Below are 24,412 nucleotides of genomic sequence, written 5' to 3' on the forward strand. Positions count from 1 at the left end.
ATTATTTTTCGAGTTATTTAGCGCACTGCCCTTCTTCAAGGCTTATTGGTTGTAGGCACTCTCGCCATGGCTGTTGACGTCCAGACCTTCGCGCTCCTGCTCTTCCGGCACGCGCAGACCGACAATAGCCCCTGCCACTTTGAAAGCGATAAAGGCAGCCACTCCAGACCAGACCAGGGTTATCACGACACTCAACAACTGGATCCACACCTGATGGCCCATAGTAACGCCTTCTGCGTAGCCCGTACCGCCCAGCGAAGCAGAGGTGAACACACCTGTCAGCAGACAGCCGACGATGCCACACACGCCATGCACGCCGAACACGTCACAGGTATCATCAACTTTCAGCCATTTCTTCAGCGTGACCACACCCCACAGACCGGCAATGCCGCCGACCAGGCCGATAATCAACGCCCCGCCAACACCCACGGTGCCCGCAGCCGGTGTTATCGCAACCAGCCCGGCGATCATGCCGGAACAAGCACCCAACAGTGAAGGTTTGCCACGCACAATCCACTCAGCGAAGGTCCATGAGAGAATCGCGCCCGCAGTAGCCACCACGGTATTCAGGAACGCCAGGGCCGCAACACCGTTAGCCGCGCTGGCAGAACCGGCGTTAAAGCCAAACCAACCGATGTACAGGATGGACGCACCGGTAAACACCATTGGCAAGTTGTGCGGCTTGAAGGCTTCTTTACCGAAACCCGCGCGCTTGCCCAGCAGGTAAGCGCCGATCAGACCGGCACTGGCCGCGTTGATGTGCACGACGGTACCACCGGCAAAGTCCAGTGCACCGTCAGTAGCGAGCAAACCACCGCCCCACACCATATGGGCAATTGGCAGGTAAGAAATGGTGAACCAAATTGCCGCGAAGATCACTACCGCAGAGAAACGGATTCGTTCGGCAAAGCCCCCCACAACCAGCGCAACGGTAATACAGGCAAATGAGCACTGGAATGCCACGTGGATCATTTGGTTAAAGGTGCCGGTAACGCTGTCGATGCCAATGCCCTTCAGCATCGCCGTTTGGAAGCCACCGAAGAACGCATTGCCTTCGCTGAAAGCCAGACTGTAGCCATAAAGCACCCATAACACGCACACCAATGCGAAGGTGACTGTCACTTGGGTCAACATGGAAAGCACGTTCTTGGAACGCAGCAAACCGCCGTAAAACAACGCGACGCCCGGCAAGGTCATGAACAGCACCAAAGCGGTGCAAATCATCATGAAGGCGTTGTCAGCCTTGTCTGCGACCGCCGGAGCGGCCAGGGCCAAAGAAGGAACCATGGTTACCGTACTCAGGCCCAACATGGATAAAAGTTTTTTCATTATCAATCCATCCCCATTACTTTACTGAGCCTGTGATTACAGTGCTGCTTCATCTGTTTCGCCGGTGCGAATGCGAATGACACGTTGCAATTCGGCAACGAAAATTTTGCCGTCACCTATTTTGCCGGTGTAGGCCGCTTTACTAATGACATCAACCACTTCATCTAACTGGTCGTCAGCGATAGCAATGTCGATTTTTACTTTGGGTAAGAAGTTGACGCTGTACTCGGCTCCGCGATACAGCTCAGCATGCCCTTTCTGACGACCAAAGCCTTTCACTTCGCTTACGGTCAGCCCCTGAATACCTACAGAGGATAGGGCTTCACGCACGTCCTCCAGCTTGAATGGTTTAATCACCACGGTCACCAGCTTCATATTGCCTCTCCACGAATTAAGCCCAAACTCACCCCGGGTACGAGTCTTATAAAGCAAAGGCTATGCCACAAATGATTTTGTACGCTAATTCAGCAAATTAACCGGCAGGACGGCGATCCGTTGCACTGCAGGTCGCCGCCAATGCGCCAGCGCACAGAAGATTGATTAAATATTGCGCACTATTTTGGTGCGTGACGCGTCGAAAAAGTGCAGAGAAAGGGATTTAAAAAGCCGTGATGCCTGTTTGTGGTGCGTAGGCGTGGGAAAAGTAAGAGGCCGCCAAAGCGGCCCCAGGCATTACGCCGTTTGTGTTTCTTCGCGGTTAGCGGCGGCCAGTTCTTCCCCCACCAATTGCAGCTGATACATCTGGTAGTAACGTCCCTGCTGCGCCAGCAGTTGCTGATGATTGCCCTGCTCGACGGCCTGACCACGGTGCAGCACCAGAATAGTATCCGCATCCACAATGGTCGACAGACGATGAGCGATCACCACCAGCGTGGTATGTTCGCGAATCAAGCGCAGTGCGCGCTGAATCGCCTGTTCCGTTCCCGAATCAATGTTGGCTGTCGCCTCATCCAGGATCAAGATTTGCGGTGCCTGCACCAACACCCTGGCCATCGCCAGCAGCTGTTTCTGGCCCACAGAAAGATTGTTACCTTGCTCACCCAGGCGCGTATGAATACCCTGCGGGAAGCCGCGCACCAGCTCAGCCAGTTGAACCCTTTCCAGCGCTTGCCAGACGGCTTCCTCACTGATATTGCGCCCCAAGGTAACGTTAGCCAGCACTGACTCGGCAATCACTACCGGATCCTGCTGCACCATCGCCACGCCCTGACGCAACGTACGGTGTGACAGACTGGCCAGCGGACGCCCATCGAGACGCACCTCTCCCTGGTTAACGGGGTAGTAGCCCATTAACAGATTGGCCAACGTACTCTTACCGCTGCCGGTATGCCCGACCAGCGCCACAAAACCACGCGACGGCACCGACAGCGAAATATGCTGCAGCACCTTTTTGTCATCACGGTAGGCAAAGCTCAGATCGTCTATATCTATGCGCCCGCTTTCCAGCGGGCGTTCATCCGTGCCGTAACTCTGCTGCTGACGATCCATCAATTCGAAAATACGCTCGCCGGCGACAACTGCCTGCTGCAAGATAGATTGCTGCGCCGTCAGCTCTATCAGCGGCTCATTCAGACGCCCCAGATAGTTGATAAAGGCATACAACACCCCAACGCCGATCGCTCCCTCACCACTGAAGCCGAACAGCATCAACAGGCCGCACAGCACGAGCGCCGAAAACAGGCTGAGCAGTGGACGCAAAAGAAAACCATCCAACCGCAAGGTTTGCATGCGGGCGGTATAATGAGAACGACTGGCGGCGCTCATGCGTTCGCCAAAGCGGAGCTGCTGACGGAACTGCTGAATGACCCCCATACCGTTGATCACTTCGTTAAAGCCATCGTTAATGTCTGCCAGATAACTACGTACCCGCCGCACAATCGGTATGCTGTAATATTGATAAATCCCCATCACCACAAACACCGCAGGAAAGATGCAGATCGCCACCAGTGCCATACGCCAGTCGAGGCTAAACATCGCCACCAGCATGGCGCCAATCAGCGCAGCACTTTTCAATACGGTGGACACAACCATCACGTACAGATCTTTGATCACTTCCGTGTCGTTGGTTACCCGCGAGATTAACTGCCCGACCGGCTGCGTATCAAAAGCACTCAGCGGCTGGCGTAACGCGGCATCCATCACGTCCGTACGCAGGCGTTGAACCACCCCGACTGCCGCCTGGTTGAACAGCAACGCCTGAAAATAGTGTAGCGCTGCTGCGAGCAGTTCCAACAGAATATAGGCGGCTGCCAGCCCACAGACGATCATCAACGGCAGCTGGCCCTTGGCAACATAGTTATCGATAAAGTAGCTGACCAGAATGGGTCCGGCGACTTCCGCCGCTGCTGCGACCCACAGCATTAACACCGCCAACCCCAGCGGTTTCCGGTACGGCGATCCATAAGCCAGCAACCGTTTCAGCGTCGGCCACAGCTTTTGCACCTTATTCATTGGGTAACATCTCCTCACCGCTTTCAGGAGCCTCATCGAGTGCCGCTTCCAGTTGCTGATAACGATACATATCGCGATACCAACCGGGTTGAGCCGCCAGCGACGCATGCTGGCCACGTTGCGCCACGCTACCGTGCTGTATCACCAGAATTTCACTGGCTTCGGTCAACGCCGAGAGCCGGTGTGCGCTGATAATCACCGTCCGGTTTTGTCCCCAGCTACGCAGGTTATGCAGAATTTGATGTTCAGTACGGCCATCCACTGCCGACAGCGCATCATCAAGGATCAGGATTTCCGCATCCAGCAACAGGGCTCGGGCAATAGAAATACGCTGTTTCTGCCCGCCGGACAGCATCACGCCACGCTCGCCCACTTCGGTTTCATACCCCTGCGGCAGACGCAAAATATCCTCATGTACGCTGGCCAGCCGAGCTGCTCGCTCAATTTGTTCCTGCGTCGCACCCGGATTCCCCAGCGCAATGTTGTTTGCCACGCTGTCAGAAAACAAGAACGGCGTCTGGCTAACCACAGACAAGCGTGAACGCCAATCGTCGAGCTTCACCTGCGTCAACGGCAACCCCTGATAGCTGATTTGGCCATCATCAATATCAAACTGACGCTGGATCAACGACAGCAACGTCGATTTACCGGCACCGGTCGGCCCACACAGCCCAAGCATTTGTCCTGGCTCCAGTTTCAATACCACATTGTGCAGTGCCGAATGCGTATTGCCCGGGTAGTGGAACGCCCGGATATCGACAGCCAGACTGCCTCGCCCTGCTGGCAACCTATGCTCACCATCGGTTACCGCGGGTGCTTCGTCCAGCAGACTGCGAATACGGCTATAGGCCGCGCTGCCGCGCTCGACAATGTTAAACATCCAGGCCAGCGCCAACATGGGCCAAATCATCAGGCCAAGATACATGACGAAACTGGTCAGTTGCCCCAGCGTCATAGAACCGTTTACCACCATCCAACTGCCGCCGCCGATCGCCAACAGATTGGCGGTACCGATGGCGATATAAATCGTCGGGTCAAAACGGGCATCCACCCGCGCCACATGCATATTTTTGGCGCCAGTTTGGGCTGCCACTTCAGCAAACTGATTGGACTGATGATCTTCCAGGCCAAACGCCTTGATCATCCGAATACTGGTCATGCTTTCCTGCGCCTGATCGTTCAGGCTGGAGAACGCGGCCTGCGCTGATTTAAAGCGTTGGTGCAACTGATCGCCATAATACTTGATAACGATCGCCATGATCGGCATGGGAATGAGCGATATCAGGGTGAGCTGCCAGCTAATTTGGGTGCTCATTACCACCAATACAGCCAACCCCATCACCAGCGAATCCACCAGTGTTAATACACCTTCACCGGCAGCGAACACCACCCGATCGACGTCGTTGGTGGCACGCGCCATCAGATCGCCCGTGCGGTGACGCAGATAGAAGGCCGGGTTCTGACGGCTAAGTTGGCGATAAAAGTTTTCACGCAGTTCAACGGCGAGCTGATAGGACGCGCCAAACAGCAATACCCGCCACACATAGCGCAACAGGTAAACAACCACCGCGGTGCCGAGCATTAGCCCCAGCCATGCCATCAGCACCCCACCGGACATCTGTTTTTCGGTGATGCCATCCACAATGATCCCCACCAGCTTGGGCGGCAACAATTGCAGTATGGCAATGATGATCAGCAGCACCACCGCCCCTAAGTAGCGGCGCCACTCGCGGCGGAAATACCAGCCGATTTGAGCAAATAGTCTCACGCAGTTTTATTCCAAGATGTAGATGTAATCGTTTTTTCTCTCGATCTGCCTCAGCAGAGTAGGATACCACCGTTACTTCGCCGATTTGGTGAACTTTTCACTCAGGAACCGGCAGTGCAGTGGTGTATTTGATCTTTTCCATCGCGAAGCTGGAAGTCACGTCGATCAGCCCCGGCACACCGTTCACCAGGCGTTTGTAAAAGCTGTCGTAGCTCTTCATATCTGCCACTTCTACCTGCATCAGGTAATCGTATTCTCCCGCCATGCGGTAAAACGCCAGCACCTCCGGCATCTGCTTGGTCAGTTGCACAAACTGTTGATACCACTCGCTGCTGTGCTGCTGCGTTTTGATCAGTACAAATGCCGTCAGACCCAAACCGAGCTTTTCGTTATCGAGTAGCGCAACCCGTCCACGGATATAGCCCTCCTCTTCCAACCGCTTGAGCCTTTTCCAGCAGGGTGTCGACGTCAGATTGACCGCATCCGCCAGTGCCTGTAACGGCTGCGTGCAATCCTGCTGCAGCATGCAAAGTAATTTACGGTCTGTTTTATCTAACATATCGACAACCAGGAGAATAATTTTCTCCCATTAGGCGATTAAACAGGAAAAATGGCAATCCTTTTTTCTCAGCGGCGGGCTATATTATGCGGTAAATAAGCTCCCCTATTCTGAGGCCAGATGATGACAAATTCTTGGGTAAAATATGCTATCGGTGAAATAGAAGCGGATTTTCAACGCTCCGCCGACACGCACCTGATCCGCCTGAACCTGCCTGAATTTCCTGGTATCTGCCTGTACCTGAAAGACGAAAGTACGCACCCGACCGGCAGCCTGAAGCACCGCCTGGCGCGCTCGCTGTTCCTGTACGGCCTGTGCAACGGCTGGATCACCGAAAACACCACCATAATCGAGGCATCATCCGGCAGTACAGCGGTGTCAGAAGCCTACTTCGCCAGATTAATTGGCTTGCCTTTTATTGCTGTGATGCCTTCCTGTACCGCGCGCCGCAAAGTTGAGCAGATTGCCTTCTATGGTGGCCGATGTCACTTCGTCGATCATGCAGCGCAGATTTACGCCGTCTCCGAGCAACTGGCGAAAGAGCTTAACGGCCACTACATGGATCAGTTCACTTACGCAGAACGTGCTACCGACTGGCGTGGCAACAACAACATCGCCGACAGTATTTTCCGCCAAATGGCTCGCGAACCTTTCCCGGTCCCTAAACACATCGTCATGAGCGCCGGCACCGGCGGTACCTCCGCAACGCTGGGCCGCTACATCCGCTATCAGGGGCACGACACAAGCCTGATGGTGGTCGATCCGGAAAACTCGGTGTTCTATGATTGTTTCCACCAGCGTGACCGTACCCTGATTGGCAGTTGCGGCAGCCGAATTGAAGGCATTGGCCGCCCTCGCGCCGAGCCATCATTTATCCCTTCCGTGGTCGATAGCATGTTGCGCGTGCCTGATGCCGCCAGTGTTGCGACTATCCATTGGCTGGAGACGGTCCTGGGACGCAAAGTGGGCGCATCCACCGGCACTAACGTCTGGGGCGCATTACAGCTGGCAAAACAGATGCGGGAAAACGGCGAGCAGGGTTCCATCGTCACCTTACTGTGCGACAGTGGCGAACGTTATTTGGATACCTACTACAACGAAGAATGGGTCAGCAACAATATCGGCGATCTGACCCCCTATCTGGCGCAGTTGGCAGATTTGTAATCAGCAATAATCCCCAATGGCTTTCGAGTTGCAGCCAACAACGCTGCGGCTTGAAAGATGCCGGGTATAAAAAAAGCCGGGTAAGTCTTACCCGGCGGCCGCCAATAAAACCTCATAATTCGGGGGAATAGGTGAGGCAAGGTGAACGCAGCCAATGTTGCAAATAGTGAGCCACTGCCTGCTGTTCGCAGTGGCCGATAACCTGTAGCTGTGGCAATAACGACTTCAGCTGTGGCAACGCGTTGCCCATCACCACACCGTGCCCTACTGCCGCCAGCATCTCCTTGTCGTTCATCGCATCACCAAACGCCATGCAGTCCGCCATTTTCAGCCCCAGATGGCGGCTTAAGGTGTCCAGCGCTGAGCCCTTATTGCAGCCCAACGGCAAAACCTCCAGGCATTCATAAGCGGAGAAGCAAAGATCAACGCGGGCGGCAAAATGTTGCCGCAGTTGTACCTGAAGCTTCAGCAGTTCTTCATGCGGCCCCACAAAGCAGACCTTGCTGTTGCCAAACGCCGGCAAGCGCCGCACTTCGGTAAGTTGGTAATGGAAACCACTCAAGTGGTGCGCCCGGAGCATCGCCTCCGGCACCGCGAACTCCGTCATCCAGCCTTCGTCACGAAATACGTGCATACTGGCTTCGGTGCACCAATGGGTATGCAAGACCTCTTCAGCAATATCGGCAGGCAAATCGGTGGCGTGCAGCTGCTGCCCCTGATTATCATAGACCCGTGTACCGTTGCCCGTAATCAGATACCCTTGCAGACCCAGCTGCGCCATGATCGGCTGTGCATCCAGGTAGTGACGCCCTGTCGCGAAAGTGACGATCATCTCTCGCTCAACAAGCTGCTTTAGCACCGCCAGAGTTTCCGGCCCAACCCGGTGATCCGGTGTCAACAAAGTGCCATCCATATCAAAAGCCGCCAGGCGATACATAAAGACCTCGTGAATGTGAACGCGATTACAGTCCCTGCAGTATGAGATGGTATTTGCGGAAGTAATAGTGAACAATTCTGGAAAACTGTTCCGGATTTCCCCTCATGCGCCTGACCCACCGCCTCAGCCAATATCAACGCCTGTACCAGCAACTTGGCGGTACGCCAGTCGCCATCACCATCAGCGAACTGGCGGCCATGTTCTATTGCAGTGAGCGCCATGCCCGCACGCTGGTGCAACAGTTGCAGGATCAAGGCTGGCTAAGTTGGCAGTCGCAGCCTGGGCGGGGAAAGCGTGCACGGCTGCATTGCCTGAAAACACCTGATGAACTCCGCGCCGCCCACCTGCAAAGGCTATTACAGGACGGCGATCATCAGGGTGCATTGGAAATGGCGCAGCTGGACCCACAACATTTGCAGGAATTACTCAATCCACACCTCGGCGGCCAATGGCAAGCAGGTAGCCCAACGTTGCGTATCCCCTACTACCGTAGGCTGGAATCCCTGGATCCGCTGACGCTCACTGGCCGTGCCGAACAACATTTGGTTGCCACTCTGCATGCCGGCCTGACGCGCTTTATTACCGGTAATACCGAACCGCAATCAGATCTGGCTCATCATTGGCAAACCAGCCATGACGGTTTACGTTGGCAGTTCTTTCTGCGCAGCCAATTACGCTGGCACAACGGCGAACCCTTGACCGGGCAACAACTGTTACAAACACTGGAAAAACTGCTGAAGCATCCGCGTAGCCAACCCAGCCTGGCCAACGTCGCCACGCTCAGTCTGCCGCATGCGCTGTGTCTGCAGTTTGATTTACACTCCCCAGATTACTGGTTGGCGCACCGACTGGCAGAGCTGCCTTGCCTGCTCACCCACCCCGATACGCCGAGCATGGGCGCAGGCCCATTTAAGCTAACGCTCAACGAACCCCATCTGGTGAGATTGGAACAACACGCATTTTACCATTTGCAGCATCCTTATCTGGAAAGCATTGAGTATTGGATCACACCGGAACTGCAAAACGGCGATGCCTATACCAGTTGCCAACACCCCGTACGTATTACCATTGGCCAGCAGGAGGACTTGGCGCTGGCGCGGCCGGTACAGCGCAGTATGAGTCTGGGGTGGTGCTATCTGGCGGTGAATTTAAAACATGGCGAGCTCAGTGAGGCACAAGGGAAAAAGCTGCTGATGTTGATCCAGCAATCCGGCTTACTGGCCAATCTGCCGGTTCCAAACAGTGTCATCACCCCCAGCCACGAAATGCTTCCCGGTTGGGCGATCCCACAACATCACGTTGAGGAGGGTATTACCCTGCCGGCCAAACTGAAGCTGCTGTACCGGCCCCCTGTGGAGCTGGAAACGGTCACCGTTGCGTTACAACAGCTGTTGGCACGACACGGTTGCGAACTGGAGGTGTGTTACTACGCGGGCAAACGCTGGCAAAGCGCCGAGCAAATCGAGCAGGCCGACCTGCTGCTTGCGGACAACTTAATTGGGGAGTCGCCGGAGGCAACGTTAGAAAGCTGGCTACGGCAAGATACGCTGTGGCGCGGTATCCTGCCCGACTCTCGCTGGCAACATCAGCAACAGACGCTGCAACAGATCCAACAACGACCAGCACAACAACAACGTCATGAGCAGTTAAAAGATTATTATCGGCAACTGATGACAGCGGCGATCATCACTCCCCTGTTCCACTACCAATATCAGATCAGCGCGCCACCGCGTATCCATGGCGTCACATTGACCGCCCACGGTTGGTTCGACTTCTGCCAAGCCTGGTTACCACCACCGGTGGAGGATACAGAGCCGCCCTCAGCAGACTGAGCATGGGTGCGGCCCTGCGGTATCCAGCTATTTCTGCTACCATTGCTGCCGCAACGCATTTTTATCCTGCCGCCCGATTGTGTGTCGGGAAAGGCCAAATCCAATAAGGTGATTTTATGAAGCGCGCGGTTGTCGTTTTTAGCGGTGGACAAGATTCCACGACCTGCTTGATCCAGGCATTACAACAGTATGACGAAGTTCACTGCGTTACCTTCGATTACGGCCAGCGCCATCGCGCTGAGATTGAGGTGGCTCAGGCGTTGTCGGTAGCTCTGGGAGCCAAAGCGCACAAACTGCTGGATGTCGGCCTTCTCAACGAACTGGCGATCAGTAGCCTGACCCGTGACAATATCCCGGTACCCGCCTACAACCCAGATGAAAAGAATGCGCTACCGAGTACCTTTGTGCCGGGCCGCAACATTTTGTTCCTGACGCTAGCGGCTATCTATGCTTATCAGGTTGAAGCCGAAGCCGTGATCACTGGCGTGTGTGAAACCGATTTTTCCGGCTACCCGGACTGCCGCGACGAATTTGTCAAAGCATTGAATCACGCGATAGTGCTGGGTATCGCGCGTGATATCCGTTTTGAAACACCGCTGATGTGGTTGAACAAGGCAGAAACCTGGGCGATGGCGGATTACTATCATCAATTGGCGTTGGTGCAGCAAGAAACGCTGACCTGCTACAACGGCATTAAAGGCAACGGCTGTGGCGAATGTGCCGCCTGCCATCTGCGCGCTAACGGCCTGCAGCAGTACCAAATCAACAAAGCCGAAGTCATGGCAAGTCTGAAACAGAAGACCGGCCTGGTCTGAAGGAAGATAACCTGAATCGGTGAGTTGCATCGAGGCGGCTAGCAAGCGCCGCTACTATGGATGCAACTTGCCGCATGATGGGTAGAACGGCGGCAGCATTGCCGCCCGTTATTTTACTGTTCCTCTTCCGGCTGCGTGAATACCTGCAAGTATTCGCGCAGTTGCCCTTCAATAGGCAGCGCCCGCTGAGTTTTTAGATCCACACAAACAAAGGTCAGCATTGCGTCTGCAACCGGCGAGCCTGTAGCATCTTGTATCACCTTCTGGCTCAGCACACCGCTTTTGCTGTTTAGCTGCACCATCTGGCTGTCGATACGCAGTTTGTCTCCTAACAACGCCGGCGTGCGATAGTTTATATTGATGTTCACCACGATAAAGGCAATGTTGTTTTGCGTCATCCAACGGAAGCCTTCCTGATTCTCCAGCCAATCCCAGCGCGCCTCTTCCAAAAACTCCAGATAGCGGGCGTTATTAACATGCTGATAAAAATCAAGATGATAACCACGGACTTTGATAAAGGTATGGTGCATAGTGTACGGCCGCTCCTGCCTGGTGATTACAGTAAAGAAGGAGCCGCTGGCGGCTCCTTTACGCGTTTGGTCAACTCGCCAAACTGGTAAGACCTGTAAAATGTAGCAGAGGAAAAAGAGCTGTATGGGCACTTTGCCACTCAGCTGTGAGTAACATCACATTTTGAGCCGTGCACGATTCATTTCAAATAAGGCAGGCCCAATGCCCGGCACTTCCTGGAGCTGTTCAATCTGTGTAAAGGGGCCATGCTGTTCACGATAGCGCACTATGCTCTCCGCTTTCTTCAGCCCCACACCTTTCAGCACGCTCGCCAGTTGTTCGGCATCCCCCTGATTAATACTGACCGACGCCTCTTTATTGGCAGTCACACCGGGCTCGGTGCTTTGCCCTACTTTAACCGGCTGTGTTGATAACACCGGTTGCCCGGTAGCCGCTTTCTCTTCCGCCGCCAGTGTCGGCCCTGCAAGGCAGATCAGGGCTGCCATCAACAACGCTTTAATGCTCAAGCCACGGCCATTAGCCGCTTTTATTTCTGTAAGTTGCATGCTGTATCCTCCTTGTGTTTAACAGCAAGCTCACCTTGCCGCAACGGGCGATCTTCAGCAATTCACGGATTCCAGATGTGGAAAAGGCCGCGAAAGCGGCCTTTGAGGATTACATTGCGTTGCAGAAAATTGCGGTACTTTACTGAGGTTGCTGCTGCTCAGAGGCACCCATGGTGATTTTGGCTTCTTTACGCAAGCTAGCCAGCAGAGAGTCAAAGGACACGCCGGTCGCACCTTCTTCCATTTTGCTGACGAAGGTTTTCATTTCTTCCGCTGGCAAGGTGCCAGGATTCACAGCATCGAGTGCAATAAGCACCACGTTGCCCTGATTATCCTGCGACATGCCGTAAACGGGTTTACCTTCCTGCGGATGCGCCAGCGCGAATACACTCTGCACCAGTTGGCTATCTTCCGGCGCACGTGCCATCTTCTGCACGCTACCAAAGCTCAGACCTGCCGCTTTCATTGCTTCGTCGCCTTTGCCTTGTTTCAGCTCCACCAGCAGTTTCTCGCCCTGCAGTTTCGCTTCCTGTTCCGCTTTGTTGCGTTTAACCAATTCAGCTACGCGATCTTTCACCTGGTCGAAGGGTTCAATGCCTTCTGGTTTATGGCCAGAAACACGGATCACGAAGGCGCGGTCACCATCAACGGTGATCACATCAGAGTTGCTGCCCGGAGCACCCGCTTCACCAATCAGTGAACCGTCAAAAATCGACTGAATCACAGGTTTGAAGTTCAGTGCTGCCGGGATGTTATCGCGAGTAAACCAGTCAGTGTGTGCCGCTTTCATGCCCGCGGCCTCTTCTGCTGATGCCAGGGACTCGTTATCGCTGGTGGCAGCTTCGCTGACCTTCTGCTGCAGCGCGTAATACGCATCTACGGCTTTTTCCTGCTTAACCTGCTTGGCGATAGCGTCATGCACTTCGCTCAAAGGTTTCACTTTCTCAGGTTCGATGTCGTTCAGACGCACGACCAGATAACCTACGGAAGACTTCACCGCGCCAGACAGCTGGCCTTTTTCGGTCAGGTTAGCTTGTTTCAATTCGTCTGCTGTGGTTTCCGGTTCCAACCAACCCAACTCACCACCGGTACGGCGTGAAATGATGTCGGTGGATTTTTCTTTCGCCAGAGTGGCGAAATCGCCGCCTTTTTTCAGTTCATCCAGCACTGCATTGGCTTCCGCCTCAGTTTTCAGCTGGATAACGCTGTAGTTCTTGCGTTCAGGTTGGCCGTAGCTGCTTTTGTGCTGGTCGTAATAGGCGCTGATATCCGCGTCGGTTACCGTCACCTTGTCCTGCATAGAGGCCGCATCCATCGGGATATAGCTTACTTTGACCTGCTCCGGAGCAATGAAGCTGTTCTTGTTCTGGTTGTAGAACTCTTTCAGCTCGTCGTCAGTCACGGTTTGCTTGGTCTGCAACGCTTTCAGATCCAGCGTAGCCAGGCGCACATCGCGTTCTTGCAATACCAGTGCTGTCATGCCTTGCGCTTCAGCGGGCAAAATGAAGCCGGAGCTACCAAAGGCTTGGATCACTTGCTGATTAACCAATTGCTGGCGCATTGATTGCGCAAAGTTATCGGCGGTGTAACCCATACGGCTAATCAGATCGAGATATTTAGCGTTATCGAACTGGCCGTTAGTTTGGAAATAAGGCGCCTTGCGGATGGCGTCCTTCACCTGATCGTCGCTGACGCTCAGGCCTAATTTCTTGGCGTATTGATCCAACAGCATGTTGTCGATCAACTGTGACAACGCCTGATGGCGCATCTGCTGCATGTAGCCTTCATTGCCCGCCAGCGCGGAGAACTGGTCACCCAGCTGTTGCTGCATACGGCTGCGTTCGCTTTGGAAAGCCTGTTCCAGCTGAGCGCGCTCGATCACCTGACCATTTACTTTCGCTGCATAATCGCCGGAACCGCCGATCAGGTAGTTACCCACCCCGGTCAAAATAAATGACAAGATGATCAGGGCCAGGATGATTTTGAGCACGACGTTATTAGCAGCCGCGCGTAAATTGTCCATCATAGTGTGACAACACTCCGCTGTGATGTGGATTAAAAACACCCTTGCGCAGGCGCGTTCCCTGCGACAAAAATAAAAAAAGCGCATCAATCTGATGCGCCTTATATCTTACCTTACCAGCACCGTTGCGTCAGGTGATTGTTTATTACAAAACCCTGTAACGCTAAACGGTTAGACGCAAACAATCAGTTTACTGCGTCTTTCAGCGCTTTCCCTGCACGGAAGGCCGGAACTTTGGCTGCCGCGATTTTGATCTCTTTACCGGTTTGTGGATTACGGCCAGTACGGGCTGAACGCTCACGCACTGTAAAAGAACCGAAACCAACCAGAGCCACGTCATCCCCTTCCTTCAAGGATTCGGTAACAGATGCAATGACTGCATCTAAAGCACGTCCAGCTGCCGCTTTGGAAATATCAGCACCTGCGGCAATTTTGTCGATCAGTTGTGACTTATTCACTCTATCATCCCCTCTAGAATTCAATCGTCGCACCGAAAAATCCCTACGGTTGCGACAGCGCAGCTGTTATATCAATCCCATCGAACCTTGGCAAGCCACCGAAAGCATGACAAAACGCGGGCCGATAGCTTTCTAACTTAGCGGTACAAAAAAAGACTGGCAAGTCCGAAATGACTTGCCAGCATAAGTTTTATCAATGGTTTTTGCGATTCGTCACTATTTTGCCGCTACCGGCAGTGCGCCGAAGGCCGGGTTTTGCAACGCAAGGTTCAAAACTTCATCGATTCGCTGCACCGGATGAATATCCAGATCGGCGATAACGTTGTCCGGAATCTCTTCCAGATCGCGCTTGTTCTCAAAAGGAATCAGCACGGTTTTGATACCGCCGCGATGCGCCGCCAGCAGTTTCTCTTTCAGACCACCAATAGGTAACACCTGACCACGCAACGTGATCTCACCGGTCATTGCCACATCTGCGCGAACCGGGTTGCCTGTCAGGCAGGAAACCAGCGCTGTGCACATCGCAATACCGGCACTTGGGCCATCTTTCGGCGTAGCGCCTTCCGGCACGTGCACGTGGATGTCACGCTTCTCGTAAAAATCAGGATTAATCCCCAATTTGTCCGCGCGCGCGCGGACCACGGTCAGTGCAGCCTGAATCGATTCCTGCATCACTTCACCCAGAGAACCGGTGTAGGTCAGCTTGCCCTTGCCCGGTACGCAGGCGGTTTCAATGGTCAGCAGATCGCCACCCACTTCCGTCCACGCCAGGCCAGTAACTTCGCCCACACGGTTTTCGGTATCCGCACGACCATAATCGACGCGCTGCACACCCAGGTAATCCTTCAGGTTGTCGCCGTTGATCTCAATATGCTTGGTCTTCTTGTCCATCAGCAGCGTTTTCACCGCTTTACGGCACAGCTTGGAGATTTCACGCTCCAGGCTACGCACCCCAGCTTCACGGGTGTAGAAACGGATAATGCCGACAATGGCGCTGTCGTCTACCGTCAGTTCACCTTTCTTCAGGGCATTGCGCTCAAGCTGCTTCGGCAACAGGTGTTGCTTGGCAATATTAAGCTTCTCATCTTCGGTATAGCCTGACAGGCGGATCACTTCCATACGATCCAGCAACGGCGCAGGAATGTTCATCGAGTTTGAGGTGGCAACAAACATCACGTCGGACAGATCGTAATCGACTTCCAGGTAGTGATCGTTAAACGCCACGTTCTGTTCTGGATCCAGCACCTCAAGCAGTGCAGAAGCAGGATCGCCACGCATGTCCGAAGACATTTTGTCGATCTCATCGAGCAGGAACAGCGGGTTTTTCACCCCCACCTTGGCCATTTTTTGGATCAGCTTGCCCGGCATTGAGCCGATATAGGTGCGTCGATGCCCGCGGATTTCCGCTTCATCGCGCACGCCGCCCAGTGCCATACGCACGTACTGGCGGCCGGTCGCCTTGGCGATCGACTGCCCCAGCGAGGTTTTACCCACGCCTGGAGGCCCTACCAGGCACAAGATCGGCCCTTTGATTTTGCTAACGCGGCTCTGCACTGCGAGATACTCAAGGATACGATCCTTGACGCGTTCCAGGCCGTAGTGATCGATATCGAGCACTTCCTGCGCCTTAACCAGGTCTTTTTTCACCTTGCTGCGCGCATTCCACGGTACCTGCAACATCCAATCGATGTACCCGCGTACCACGGTCGCTTCCGCAGACATCGGTGACATCATTTTCAGCTTTTGCAGTTCCGCTTCGGTTTTTTCGCGCGCTTCTTTCGGCATTTTGGCCGCTTCAATCTTACGCTTCAGCGCTTCATGCTCGTCCGGCGCGTCGTCCATTTCACCCAGTTCTTTCTGAATCGCCTTCATCTGCTCATTCAGATAGTACTCGCGCTGGCTTTTTTCCATCTGTTTTTTGACGCGGTTACGGATACGTTTCTCAACCTGCAGCAGGTCGATTTCCGATTCCATCATCGCCATCAGGTACTCCAGACGTTCAGTAATATCGAACATCTCCAGTACCGACTGCTTGTCGCTGAGTTTCAGCGGCATATGCGCAGCGATGGTATCCGCCAGGCGTGCAGCATCGTCGATGCTGTTCAATGACGTCAGCACCTCCGGTGGAATTTTCTTGTTCAGTTTGATGTAGCCTTCAAACTGATTGATGGCGGTACGCACCAGGACTTCTTGCTCACGCTCATCAATTGCCGGCGACTCAAGATATTCTGCCTGGGCAGCAAAATGCTCACCGCTGTCGGAAAGCGTAGTAATACGTGCCCGTTGCAGACCTTCTACCAGCACTTTTACCGTGCCATCGGGCAATTTCAGCATCTGCAGGATCGACGCTACGGTGCCGACAGAGAACAAATCATTAATGCCAGGTTCATCCGTTGAGGCCTCTTTCTGTGCCACCAGCATGATCTTCTTATCATGATCCATTGCTGCTTCGAGGCACCGAATCGATTTTTCCCGGCCAACAAATAACGGGATCACCATGTGCGGATAAACCACCACGTCGCGCAACGGCAAGACGGGGATTTCAATGCGTTCGGAACGCTCAGGGTTCATAGAGCTCTCTCTTAAGTTTAACTTCCGCCAGGTTGAGGGGAATCTCATGAGACGCAAGCATCAAACGTTTCATAAAATCTGGTTAATGAGTATATGGGGATGAATCTCTTACATTCAACGGCAAGAATGCAGGAAAAAGAAATGGGGGATAAAATCCCCCATTTTGGTATTAACTTTCTGGTTTGACTGGCGAATTATTCGCCTGAAGCCTGCGCTTCCGGCTTGCCGTAAATCAGTAACGGTTTGGACTGACCGGCAATGACCGACTCGTCGATCACCACTTTGTCGACGCTGTCCATAGAGGGCAGGTCATACATGGTATCCAGCAGCGCGCCTTCTACGATAGAACGCAGGCCACGTGCACCGGTTTTACGTGTCATGGCTTTCTTGGCGATAGCATTCAACGCTTCTTCACGGAATTCGAGCTCGACACCTTCCAGATTGAACAACGCCTGATACTGTTTGGTCAGGGCATTTTTCGGCTCTTTCAGGATCTGAATCAGCGCATCTTCGCTCAGCTCGCTGAGCGTAGCGACCACCGGCAGACGACCAATGAACTCTGGGATCAAACCAAACTTGATCAGATCTTCCGGTTCAGCCTGCAGCAGCAATTCGCCTTCCGTTGCTTTCTCTGCTTCACCCTTCACGGTTGCGCCGAAGCCGATACCGGAACCGGTATTGACGCGCTGACCGATCACCTTATCCAGGCCGGCAAATGCGCCACCACAGATAAACAGGATTTTCGAGGTATCAACCTGCAGGAATTCCTGCTGCGGATGCTTACGACCCCCTTGCGGTGGAACGGCAGCAATAGTGCCTTCGATCAGCTTCAACAGTGCCTGCTGCACGCCTTCACCCGAAACATCACGGGTAATAGACGGATTGTCTGACTTACGAGAAATCTTATCGATTTCATCGATGTAGACAATGCCACGCTGTGCTTTCTGCACATCGTAGTCACATTTCTGCAGCAGTTTCTGGATAATATTTTCCACGTCCTCACCCACATAACCGGCTTCGGTCAGCGTGGTGGCATCGGCCATGGTGAAAGGGACATCCAGGAAGCGCGCCAGCGTTTCCGCCAGCAAGGTTTTACCGCTACCGGTCGGGCCAATCAGCAGAATGTTGCTTTTGCCCAACTCAATACCGTTACTGGTATCGCCGTTGCGCAGGCGCTTGTAGTGGTTATACACCGCAACAGCCAGCACTTTCTTCGCCTGCTCCTGACCAATGACGTAGTCATCCAGGTGGTGGCGGATCTCGTGCGGCGTCGGTAGCGCACTGCGCTCACGGTGCGGGGCAACTTCTTTAATCTCTTCGCGAATAATGTCGTTACACAGGTCAACACATTCATCGCAGATATACACTGACGGACCGGCAATCAGCTTACGCACTTCATGCTGGCTTTTGCCGCAGAAAGAGCAGTACAGCAGCTTTCCTGAACCGTCTTTGCGCTTATCTGTCATCAGTAAACCTCTTCTTTAGTCTTTGTTCCGCAGGAAAATCACGGCGATCGTGCGCCCCAATTCATACCGGGAATGCCGATAATGCTCACCAGAGCGAGCCGCGCCCGCTCTGATTACTATAGTCTATCGGCTCGCACATATTACCTCGCCAGCCGCGTGGTCTTACTTGCGGTGCGTCAGAATGCCGTCAACCAGACCATATTCTACTGCTTCTTCCGCGGTCATAAAGCGATCACGCTCGGTATCGCGTTCGATCTGCTCCAATGACTGGCCGGTATGTTCTGCCATCAGCTCATTCATGCGAGCCTTCACCTTCAGGATTTCACGCGCATGGATTTCGATATCCGTCGCCTGGCCCTGATAGCCGCCCAGCGGCTGGTGGATCATCACACGTGAATTTGGCAGGCAGAAGCGTTTGCCTTTAGCACCGGCAGTCAGCAGGAACGAGCCCATCGAGCATGCCTGGCCCATACAAATGGTGCTGACATCCGGTTTGATGAACTTCATGGTGTCATAGATTGACATGCCAGCGGTGATCACGCCACCCGGGGAGTTAATGTACAGGTAAATGTCTTTTTCCGGGCTTTCTGCCTCGAGGAACAGCATCTGCGCCACAATCAGGTTGGCCATGTGATCTTCGACCTGGCCGGTCAGGAAAATAATGCGCTCTTTCAGCAGGCGGGAATAGATGTCGTAAGAACGCTCCCCGCGTGAAGTCTGCTCTACCACCATCGGCACCAGGGCCATGTTAGGTGCAAATTGATCTCGTTCGCCACTGTATGACATTACCGTCTCCTAATAGAAATTGCCTTGGCGGCCAGGGTTACACCCTATTACACCGATTCTACTTGAGAACGGTCATGATGACTATGCTCAAGCATTCGACCCACGCCACACGTACCCGACGGTTTTTCTTATCCCGCGCACTCTGGCAAATAGCCTTTCCCCGTCATCTTTCAAGTCACAGCGTTGTTACCTGCACTTGCTCACCCCAGTTACTTACTCGAGTAAGCGCCTGGGGATGAGCGAGTTGGGCGCCTAGCTGCAACTTGAAAGCTATAGGGTATACATATACTTTTTACAGATTGGGGCCGCTGAGAGATTTTCAAGCCCGGCAACGTATTTTTAGCAGTTACCCTGCGCACCCACGTACTGACTGTAAACATCATGCCAGACGGCTCCAAGAGCAACAGTGTAAATATAGTGCATATTGTCACGCTTAACCTGAGATTAATCAGCAACGTGGCCAAAAGAAAAGCCCGCAACCGAAGGTTACGGGCTTTTTTAACGCCGGGACTCAGCAAGCCGTTCCCAAGGGCGCAACCTGTGCGCCCCGACGTACAGACATTACGCCTGTTGAGTCTGGTTCATCAGCTCGCTGAAGGTAGTGGCTTTCTCAGTCACTTTCGCTTTTGCCAGCAGGGCTTCAACCGCTTGTTCTTCCAGAGCAACGTTGCGCATATTGTTCATCAGCTCTTTGTTTTTGCTGTAGAACTCAACAACTTCACTTGGATCTTCGTAAGCAGAAGCCATTTCTTCGATCAGCGTTTTAACGCGATCTTCGTCAGCTTTCAGATCGTTGGTGCTGATCACTTCGCCCAGCAGCAGGCCAACAACAACGCGACGCTTAGCCTGTTCTTCGAACAGTTCACGTGGCAGTTCCAGCGCTTGCTTCTCGTTGCCACCGAAACGCTGTGCAGCCTGACGGCGCAGAACGTCAACTTCGCCGTCGATCAGCGCAGCTGGAACGTCGATTTCGTTAGCGCTGACCAGACCGTCGATTGCCTGAGTCTTGATGCGGTTACGCACTGCGCCTTTCAGCTCGCGCTCCATGTTTTTACGCACTTCAGCACGCAGGCCTTCGATAGAACCATCAGCCACGCCGAAACGTTTGATGAACTCTTCAGTCAGCTCTGGCAGCTCACGCTCTTCTACTTTCTTCAGAACGATAGCGAACTTAGCCGCTTTGCCCTTCAGGTTTTCAGCGTGGTAATCTTCTGGGAAGTTAACGTCGATGGTGAATTCTTCACCGGCTTTATGACCGACCAGACCTTCTTCGAAGCCTGGGATCATGCGGCCCTGGCCCATAGCCAGTACGAAGTCAGAGGCTTTGCCGCCTTCAAACTCTTCACCGTCGATAGAACCAGAGAAGTCAACAGTCACACGGTCTTCAGCTTGCGCTGCGCGATCGCTGTCTTTCCAGGTCGCCTGCTGTTTACGCAGAGTGTCCAGCATAGTGTCAACGTCAGCGTCGTTAACTTCGACAACTGGCTTCTCAACTTCGATGCCATCCAGGCCTTTCAGCTCAACTTCTGGATACACTTCGAACTCAACGGCGAAGGTGAAGTCTTCACCTTCTTTGTACTCGCCCGGCACATAGTTTGGTGCGCCAGCCGGATTGATCTTTTCTTTGATGATCGCATCAACAAAGCTGCGTTGCATCGCTTCGCCCAGCACGTCTTGGCGAACGGAAGCGCCATAACGCTGCTCAACGATGTTCATCGGTACATGGCCTTTACGGAAGCCATCGATACGAACGCTTTTTGCCGCGTTGATCAGCTCTTTTTTGATAGCCTGCTTGATTGTATCAGCGGGTACAGTAATAGAGAGACGGCGCCCAAGGCCTTGAGTGGTTTCTACTGAAACTTGCATCTTGTTACCTCAAAAAAATCACAGTGCTCGGTCAACTCCGTTCCAAGAACCAGGACGGCTACATTACAGAACCGAGTTTCCTGATGACAGAAGCGTCCCGAAACCATTCCGGAAAAATAAGACGCGACATTATAGCGGCGCATGCGGAGCGAGTCGAGGAAAGCAAGGCGGCGGCGGCGCGCTAAAACTCACACTTTTGTCGATTTGATCGCCAAAAGGCCGCCGAAACCGACCCGGCCTTAGCTGCATGGCGCATCGGCTGTGTCGTCGTCAAAAACAGAAACGGCCCGCAGGCCGTTCCAAAATTCGTCTGTAGTAATACCCCAATTCGTGGTCAAAGTTCCACTGATACCGCAAATTTAGCCATCAGGCTAAGGTACCGGCCCCACGACATGGGGGTGATGCTGGCACGGTATCTTGCAAACCTTCCCACTCTTTCAGGGTATAGGTGTGCAATGCCAACGCATGGACGCCATCTGCCAACTCTTCAGACAGCACGCCGTAAATTGAACGATGCCGAGTCAGAAAACGTTCGCCGACGAAGCGATCGCTGACCAATACGACTTTAAAATGGCTTTCTGAACCCGCCGGAACGTTGTGACGATAACTTTCATCAACGACTTCCAGATACGCGGGCTCAAACGCCGCCCTTAACTTTGCTTCTATTTGCTCGCGAATCATAGGATCTCCTTTACTACACCGGCAGAGGACCGCCCCATCTATTTCAATATTAGCCGCTTTCCCCCCTTTTAGACCATTCCTCAGGTAAATTTCTCTTTTCTGCGGGCAAAAAATGGTCAACATCTGCCGCCGCTTGAGGTTTATCTGATTGAGGCGGTCAAAAAAGCATGTTTTTATCAACGGCAGGTAAAAATTTGTCACTCCGGTGCGTTCTGCGCTTCCTCCGGCTGGCGGCGATGCTATGATGTCGACAATTTGTTGTTGGCTATCCCGCTCTGATTATTACAGAAAGCGTGCTCAAACCCGCCGCTCAGCCTTTGGCGGTTTGCAGCAGCTTAAAATCCATCGAGAATGAGACAGTAACTATGTTGAAAAAACTTTGCCTTCCACTGTTGGCCGCACTGATGCTGGCTGGCTGTGCTACCAGCAGCAACACCTTGAACGTGACGCCAAAAATTGTGCTGCCGCAGCAAGATCCTACGCTGCAAGGCGTAACCATCAGCATTAACGGTGCGGATCAGCGTAAAGATCAGGCGCTGGCAAAAGTGAACCGCGACGGCCAGCTCGTGACGCTGACGCCATCACGTGATCTGCGCTTCCTGCTGCAAGAAGTGCTGGAGAAACAAATGGGCGCTCGCGGTTACATGATTGGCGCAGACGGTGCGGTCGACCTGCAAATCGTCGTCAATAACCTGTATGCGGACGTCTCTGAAGGCAACCTCCGCTACAACATCACCACCAAGGCGGATATTTCGATCATCGCTCAGGCGAAGAACGGCAGCAAGCAGGTGAAGAACTATCGCTCCACGTATAACGTCCAGGGCGCCTTCACCGCAACCAACGAGAAAATCACCAACGCGGTTAATAGCGTGCTGGGTGACGTTATTGCCGACATGGCGCAAGACACCAGCGTCAACGACTTTATCAAGCAAAACGCGCGTTAAGCCGCGCTCGCCTTGTGCCGCCCGGATCATCGGGCGGTGCAGACAGGGAACTCATGTCGAAACAGTATCTGAATATTTTCACCCAGCGTAATTCTGCCATCCTCCTGCTGCTGGGCTTTGCGTCGGGTCTGCCACTGGCACTGACCTCCGGCACGCTACAAGCCTGGATGACCGTCGAAAACATCGATCTGAAAACCATTGGTATTTTCTCTCTGGTTGGCCAGGCCTATGTGTTCAAATTCCTGTGGTCCCCCTTTATGGACCGCTATACCCCGCCATTCCTTGGGCGGCGGCGTGGCTGGTTGCTGATCAGCCAATTACTGCTGGTCGCGTCAATTGTTGCGATGGGCTTTATGCAGCCGGCGCAAGACTTGTGGTGGCTGGCGGCGTTGGCGGTACTGGTCGCCTTCTGTTCTGCATCGCAGGATATCGTTTTTGACGCCTATAAAACTGACCTGCTGAGCGCCGAAGAACGCGGTGCCGGCGCCGCTATCTCGGTTCTGGGTTATCGCCTGGCGATGTTGGTCTCCGGTGGGTTAGCGCTGTGGCTGGCCGATCGCTATTTTGGCTGGCAGTCAACCTATTGGTTGATGGCTGGGCTGATGCTGATTGGTATCGCCGCCACCTTGATGGCGCCCGAACCGGACGACAGCATTCCTGCACCACGCACCATGGAACAAGCGGTGGTTGCCCCGTTGCGTGATTTCTTTGCGCGTAACAACGCCTGGCTGATTTTACTGTTGATCGTGATGTACAAGATGGGGGATGCCTTTGCCGGCAGCCTGAGCACCACCTTCCTGATCCGCGGCGTTGGCTTCGATGCCGGGGAAGTCGGTCTGGTGAATAAAACGCTGGGCCTGTTCGCCACCATCGTCGGCGCCCTGTTTGGCGGCGTGCTGATGCAGCGCCTGAGTTTGTTCCGCGCGCTGATGCTGTTCGGTATCCTGCAGGCGGTTTCCAATCTCGGTTATTGGATCCTCGCCGTTACCGATAAAAACCTTATGACCATGGGCAGCGCCATTTTCCTGGAAAATCTGTGCGGAGGAATGGGGACCGCAGCCTTCGTCGCATTACTGATGACGCTGTGCAACAAGTCATTTTCCGCCACCCAGTTTGCACTTTTGTCTGCACTGTCCGCCGTTGGGCGCGTTTATGTAGGCCCGATTGCCGGCTGGTTTGTCGAAGCACACGGCTGGCCGCTGTTTTATTTATTCTCAATCGCCGCTGCCCTGCCGGGCCTGTTGCTGCTGCGCCTGTGCCGTCAGACGCTGGAATATACCCAACGTACCGATGATTTCATGCCGCGCACCGAGTTCCGCCAGTATTACCGTTGGGCATTACGCATGCTGACGCTGGGCTGCTCGTTGTTGGGCCTGTGGCTGGTTCTACTGATCACGAACGCGCTTGACTGGAGTGCCTTGCCAAATCTGGCCGATCGGCTGTTGCAGTTAGGCGCCGCGTTGAGTCTGGTGGGCATTGCGATGGGCAGTGTGCTGGATTATCTGGCGTTACGCCGTACTAAATTGGCGTGATATCGCCGACCGGTCATCGCGCCGGTCGGCAAAAATGCATCAGAGTGATGTATTTATTTAGTTAAAAAATATAATTCCCGTCCAAATTATTTTTTTATCCGAGTGCGGCAGTCGGAAATAAAATTAAATTCACTTTTAAGATACAATAATTTTA

20 protein-coding genes are annotated in these 24,412 nt (G+C 53.6%); 5 read left to right on the top strand and 15 right to left on the bottom strand.

Annotation, left to right across the window (positions count from 1 at the left end; all coding sequences use genetic code 11):
- Nucleotides 1–42: 42 nt before the first annotated feature.
- From amtB to JOE25_RS15300, 5 genes are all read right to left on the bottom strand, one after another.
- Entirely contained in the window at nt 43–1,329 is a 1,287-nt protein-coding gene (gene amtB, locus JOE25_RS15280; RefSeq protein ID WP_209636515.1) for an ammonium transporter AmtB, read from the bottom strand.
- Nucleotides 1,330–1,365: 36 nt separating this feature from the next.
- The gene (gene glnK, locus JOE25_RS15285; protein WP_012005549.1) at nt 1,366–1,704 is read right to left on the bottom strand and encodes a P-II family nitrogen regulator; all 339 of its coding nucleotides are present in this window, start codon (nt 1,702–1,704) and stop codon (nt 1,366–1,368) included.
- Nucleotides 1,705–2,001: 297 nt separating this feature from the next.
- On the bottom strand, nt 2,002–3,780 hold the full coding sequence (locus JOE25_RS15290; protein WP_209636516.1) for a SmdB family multidrug efflux ABC transporter permease/ATP-binding protein: 1,779 nt from the start codon (nt 3,778–3,780) through the stop codon (nt 2,002–2,004).
- On the bottom strand, nt 3,773–5,548 hold the full coding sequence (locus JOE25_RS15295; RefSeq protein WP_209636518.1) for a SmdA family multidrug ABC transporter permease/ATP-binding protein: 1,776 nt from the start codon (nt 5,546–5,548) through the stop codon (nt 3,773–3,775). Before JOE25_RS15295 ends, JOE25_RS15290 begins: the two co-directional genes overlap by 8 nt.
- A 97-nt stretch (nt 5,549–5,645) precedes the next feature.
- On the bottom strand, nt 5,646–6,107 hold the full coding sequence (locus JOE25_RS15300) for an Lrp/AsnC family transcriptional regulator (protein ID WP_061806800.1): 462 nt from the start codon (nt 6,105–6,107) through the stop codon (nt 5,646–5,648).
- Between the two features lie 123 nt (nt 6,108–6,230).
- On the opposite strand from JOE25_RS15300, the gene JOE25_RS15305 reads away from it, so the two are divergent.
- Nucleotides 6,231–7,271 (top strand): PLP-dependent cysteine synthase family protein, encoded by a 1,041-nt coding sequence (locus JOE25_RS15305; protein WP_209636920.1) that lies wholly within the window; start codon nt 6,231–6,233, stop codon nt 7,269–7,271.
- A 112-nt stretch (nt 7,272–7,383) separates the two neighbouring features.
- Here JOE25_RS15305 and cof read toward each other — a convergent pair whose 3' ends face one another.
- The gene (cof, locus tag JOE25_RS15310) at nt 7,384–8,208 is read right to left on the bottom strand and encodes an HMP-PP phosphatase (RefSeq protein WP_209636520.1); all 825 of its coding nucleotides are present in this window, start codon (nt 8,206–8,208) and stop codon (nt 7,384–7,386) included.
- A gap of 104 nt (nt 8,209–8,312) precedes the next feature.
- On the opposite strand from cof, the gene JOE25_RS15315 reads away from it, so the two are divergent.
- Both JOE25_RS15315 and queC read left to right on the top strand, forming a co-directional pair.
- Nucleotides 8,313–10,040: an SgrR family transcriptional regulator gene (locus JOE25_RS15315; RefSeq protein ID WP_209636522.1), complete on the top strand. Its 1,728-nt coding sequence runs from the start codon at nt 8,313–8,315 to the stop codon at nt 10,038–10,040.
- Between the two features lie 116 nt (nt 10,041–10,156).
- Nucleotides 10,157–10,855 (top strand): 7-cyano-7-deazaguanine synthase QueC, encoded by a 699-nt coding sequence (gene queC / locus JOE25_RS15320; protein WP_209636524.1) that lies wholly within the window; start codon nt 10,157–10,159, stop codon nt 10,853–10,855.
- Nucleotides 10,856–10,968: 113 nt separating this feature from the next.
- Here queC and JOE25_RS15325 read toward each other — a convergent pair whose 3' ends face one another.
- The 9 genes from JOE25_RS15325 to bolA form a co-directional block, all read right to left on the bottom strand.
- Entirely contained in the window at nt 10,969–11,385 is a 417-nt protein-coding gene (locus JOE25_RS15325; RefSeq protein ID WP_209636527.1) for a thioesterase family protein, read from the bottom strand.
- Between the two features lie 156 nt (nt 11,386–11,541).
- Nucleotides 11,542–11,931, bottom strand: coding sequence for a ComEA family DNA-binding protein (locus JOE25_RS15330; RefSeq protein ID WP_209636529.1), 390 nt, complete (start codon nt 11,929–11,931; stop codon nt 11,542–11,544).
- A 139-nt stretch (nt 11,932–12,070) separates the two neighbouring features.
- Nucleotides 12,071–13,957 carry a peptidylprolyl isomerase gene (gene ppiD / locus JOE25_RS15335; RefSeq protein ID WP_209636531.1) on the bottom strand — a complete coding sequence of 629 codons (1,887 nt, stop codon included), beginning with the start codon at nt 13,955–13,957 and terminating at the stop codon, nt 12,071–12,073.
- 182 nt (nt 13,958–14,139) lie between these two features.
- Nucleotides 14,140–14,412 carry a nucleoid-associated protein HU-beta gene (gene hupB, locus JOE25_RS15340; protein ID WP_006319790.1) on the bottom strand — a complete coding sequence of 91 codons (273 nt, stop codon included), beginning with the start codon at nt 14,410–14,412 and terminating at the stop codon, nt 14,140–14,142.
- Between the two features lie 216 nt (nt 14,413–14,628).
- Nucleotides 14,629–16,983: an endopeptidase La gene (gene lon / locus JOE25_RS15345; RefSeq protein WP_209636533.1), complete on the bottom strand. Its 2,355-nt coding sequence runs from the start codon at nt 16,981–16,983 to the stop codon at nt 14,629–14,631.
- A 194-nt stretch (nt 16,984–17,177) separates the two neighbouring features.
- Nucleotides 17,178–18,449: an ATP-dependent protease ATP-binding subunit ClpX gene (gene clpX, locus JOE25_RS15350; RefSeq protein ID WP_182821771.1), complete on the bottom strand. Its 1,272-nt coding sequence runs from the start codon at nt 18,447–18,449 to the stop codon at nt 17,178–17,180.
- A gap of 162 nt (nt 18,450–18,611) precedes the next feature.
- Nucleotides 18,612–19,235 carry an ATP-dependent Clp endopeptidase proteolytic subunit ClpP gene (gene clpP / locus JOE25_RS15355; RefSeq protein ID WP_020825491.1) on the bottom strand — a complete coding sequence of 208 codons (624 nt, stop codon included), beginning with the start codon at nt 19,233–19,235 and terminating at the stop codon, nt 18,612–18,614.
- Nucleotides 19,236–19,796: 561 nt separating this feature from the next.
- Nucleotides 19,797–21,101, bottom strand: a complete 1,305-nt coding sequence (gene tig / locus JOE25_RS15360) for a trigger factor (protein ID WP_044548696.1) — start codon at nt 21,099–21,101, stop codon at nt 19,797–19,799.
- A gap of 366 nt (nt 21,102–21,467) precedes the next feature.
- On the bottom strand, nt 21,468–21,782 hold the full coding sequence (gene bolA, locus JOE25_RS15365; protein ID WP_004940361.1) for a transcriptional regulator BolA: 315 nt from the start codon (nt 21,780–21,782) through the stop codon (nt 21,468–21,470).
- A 365-nt stretch (nt 21,783–22,147) separates the two neighbouring features.
- Between bolA and JOE25_RS15370 the strand changes: the two genes are divergently transcribed.
- Both JOE25_RS15370 and ampG read left to right on the top strand, forming a co-directional pair.
- A complete protein-coding gene (locus tag JOE25_RS15370) occupies nt 22,148–22,726 on the top strand; it encodes a lipoprotein (RefSeq protein ID WP_209636535.1) in 579 nt (192 codons plus the stop codon).
- Nucleotides 22,727–22,779: 53 nt separating this feature from the next.
- A complete protein-coding gene (gene ampG, locus JOE25_RS15375) occupies nt 22,780–24,258 on the top strand; it encodes a muropeptide MFS transporter AmpG (protein ID WP_209636537.1) in 1,479 nt (492 codons plus the stop codon).
- The last annotated feature ends 154 nt before the right edge of the window (nt 24,259–24,412 follow it).

It is taken from the genome of Serratia sp. PL17, from assembly GCF_017832355.1.
GTDB lineage: Bacteria > Pseudomonadota > Gammaproteobacteria > Enterobacterales > Enterobacteriaceae > Serratia.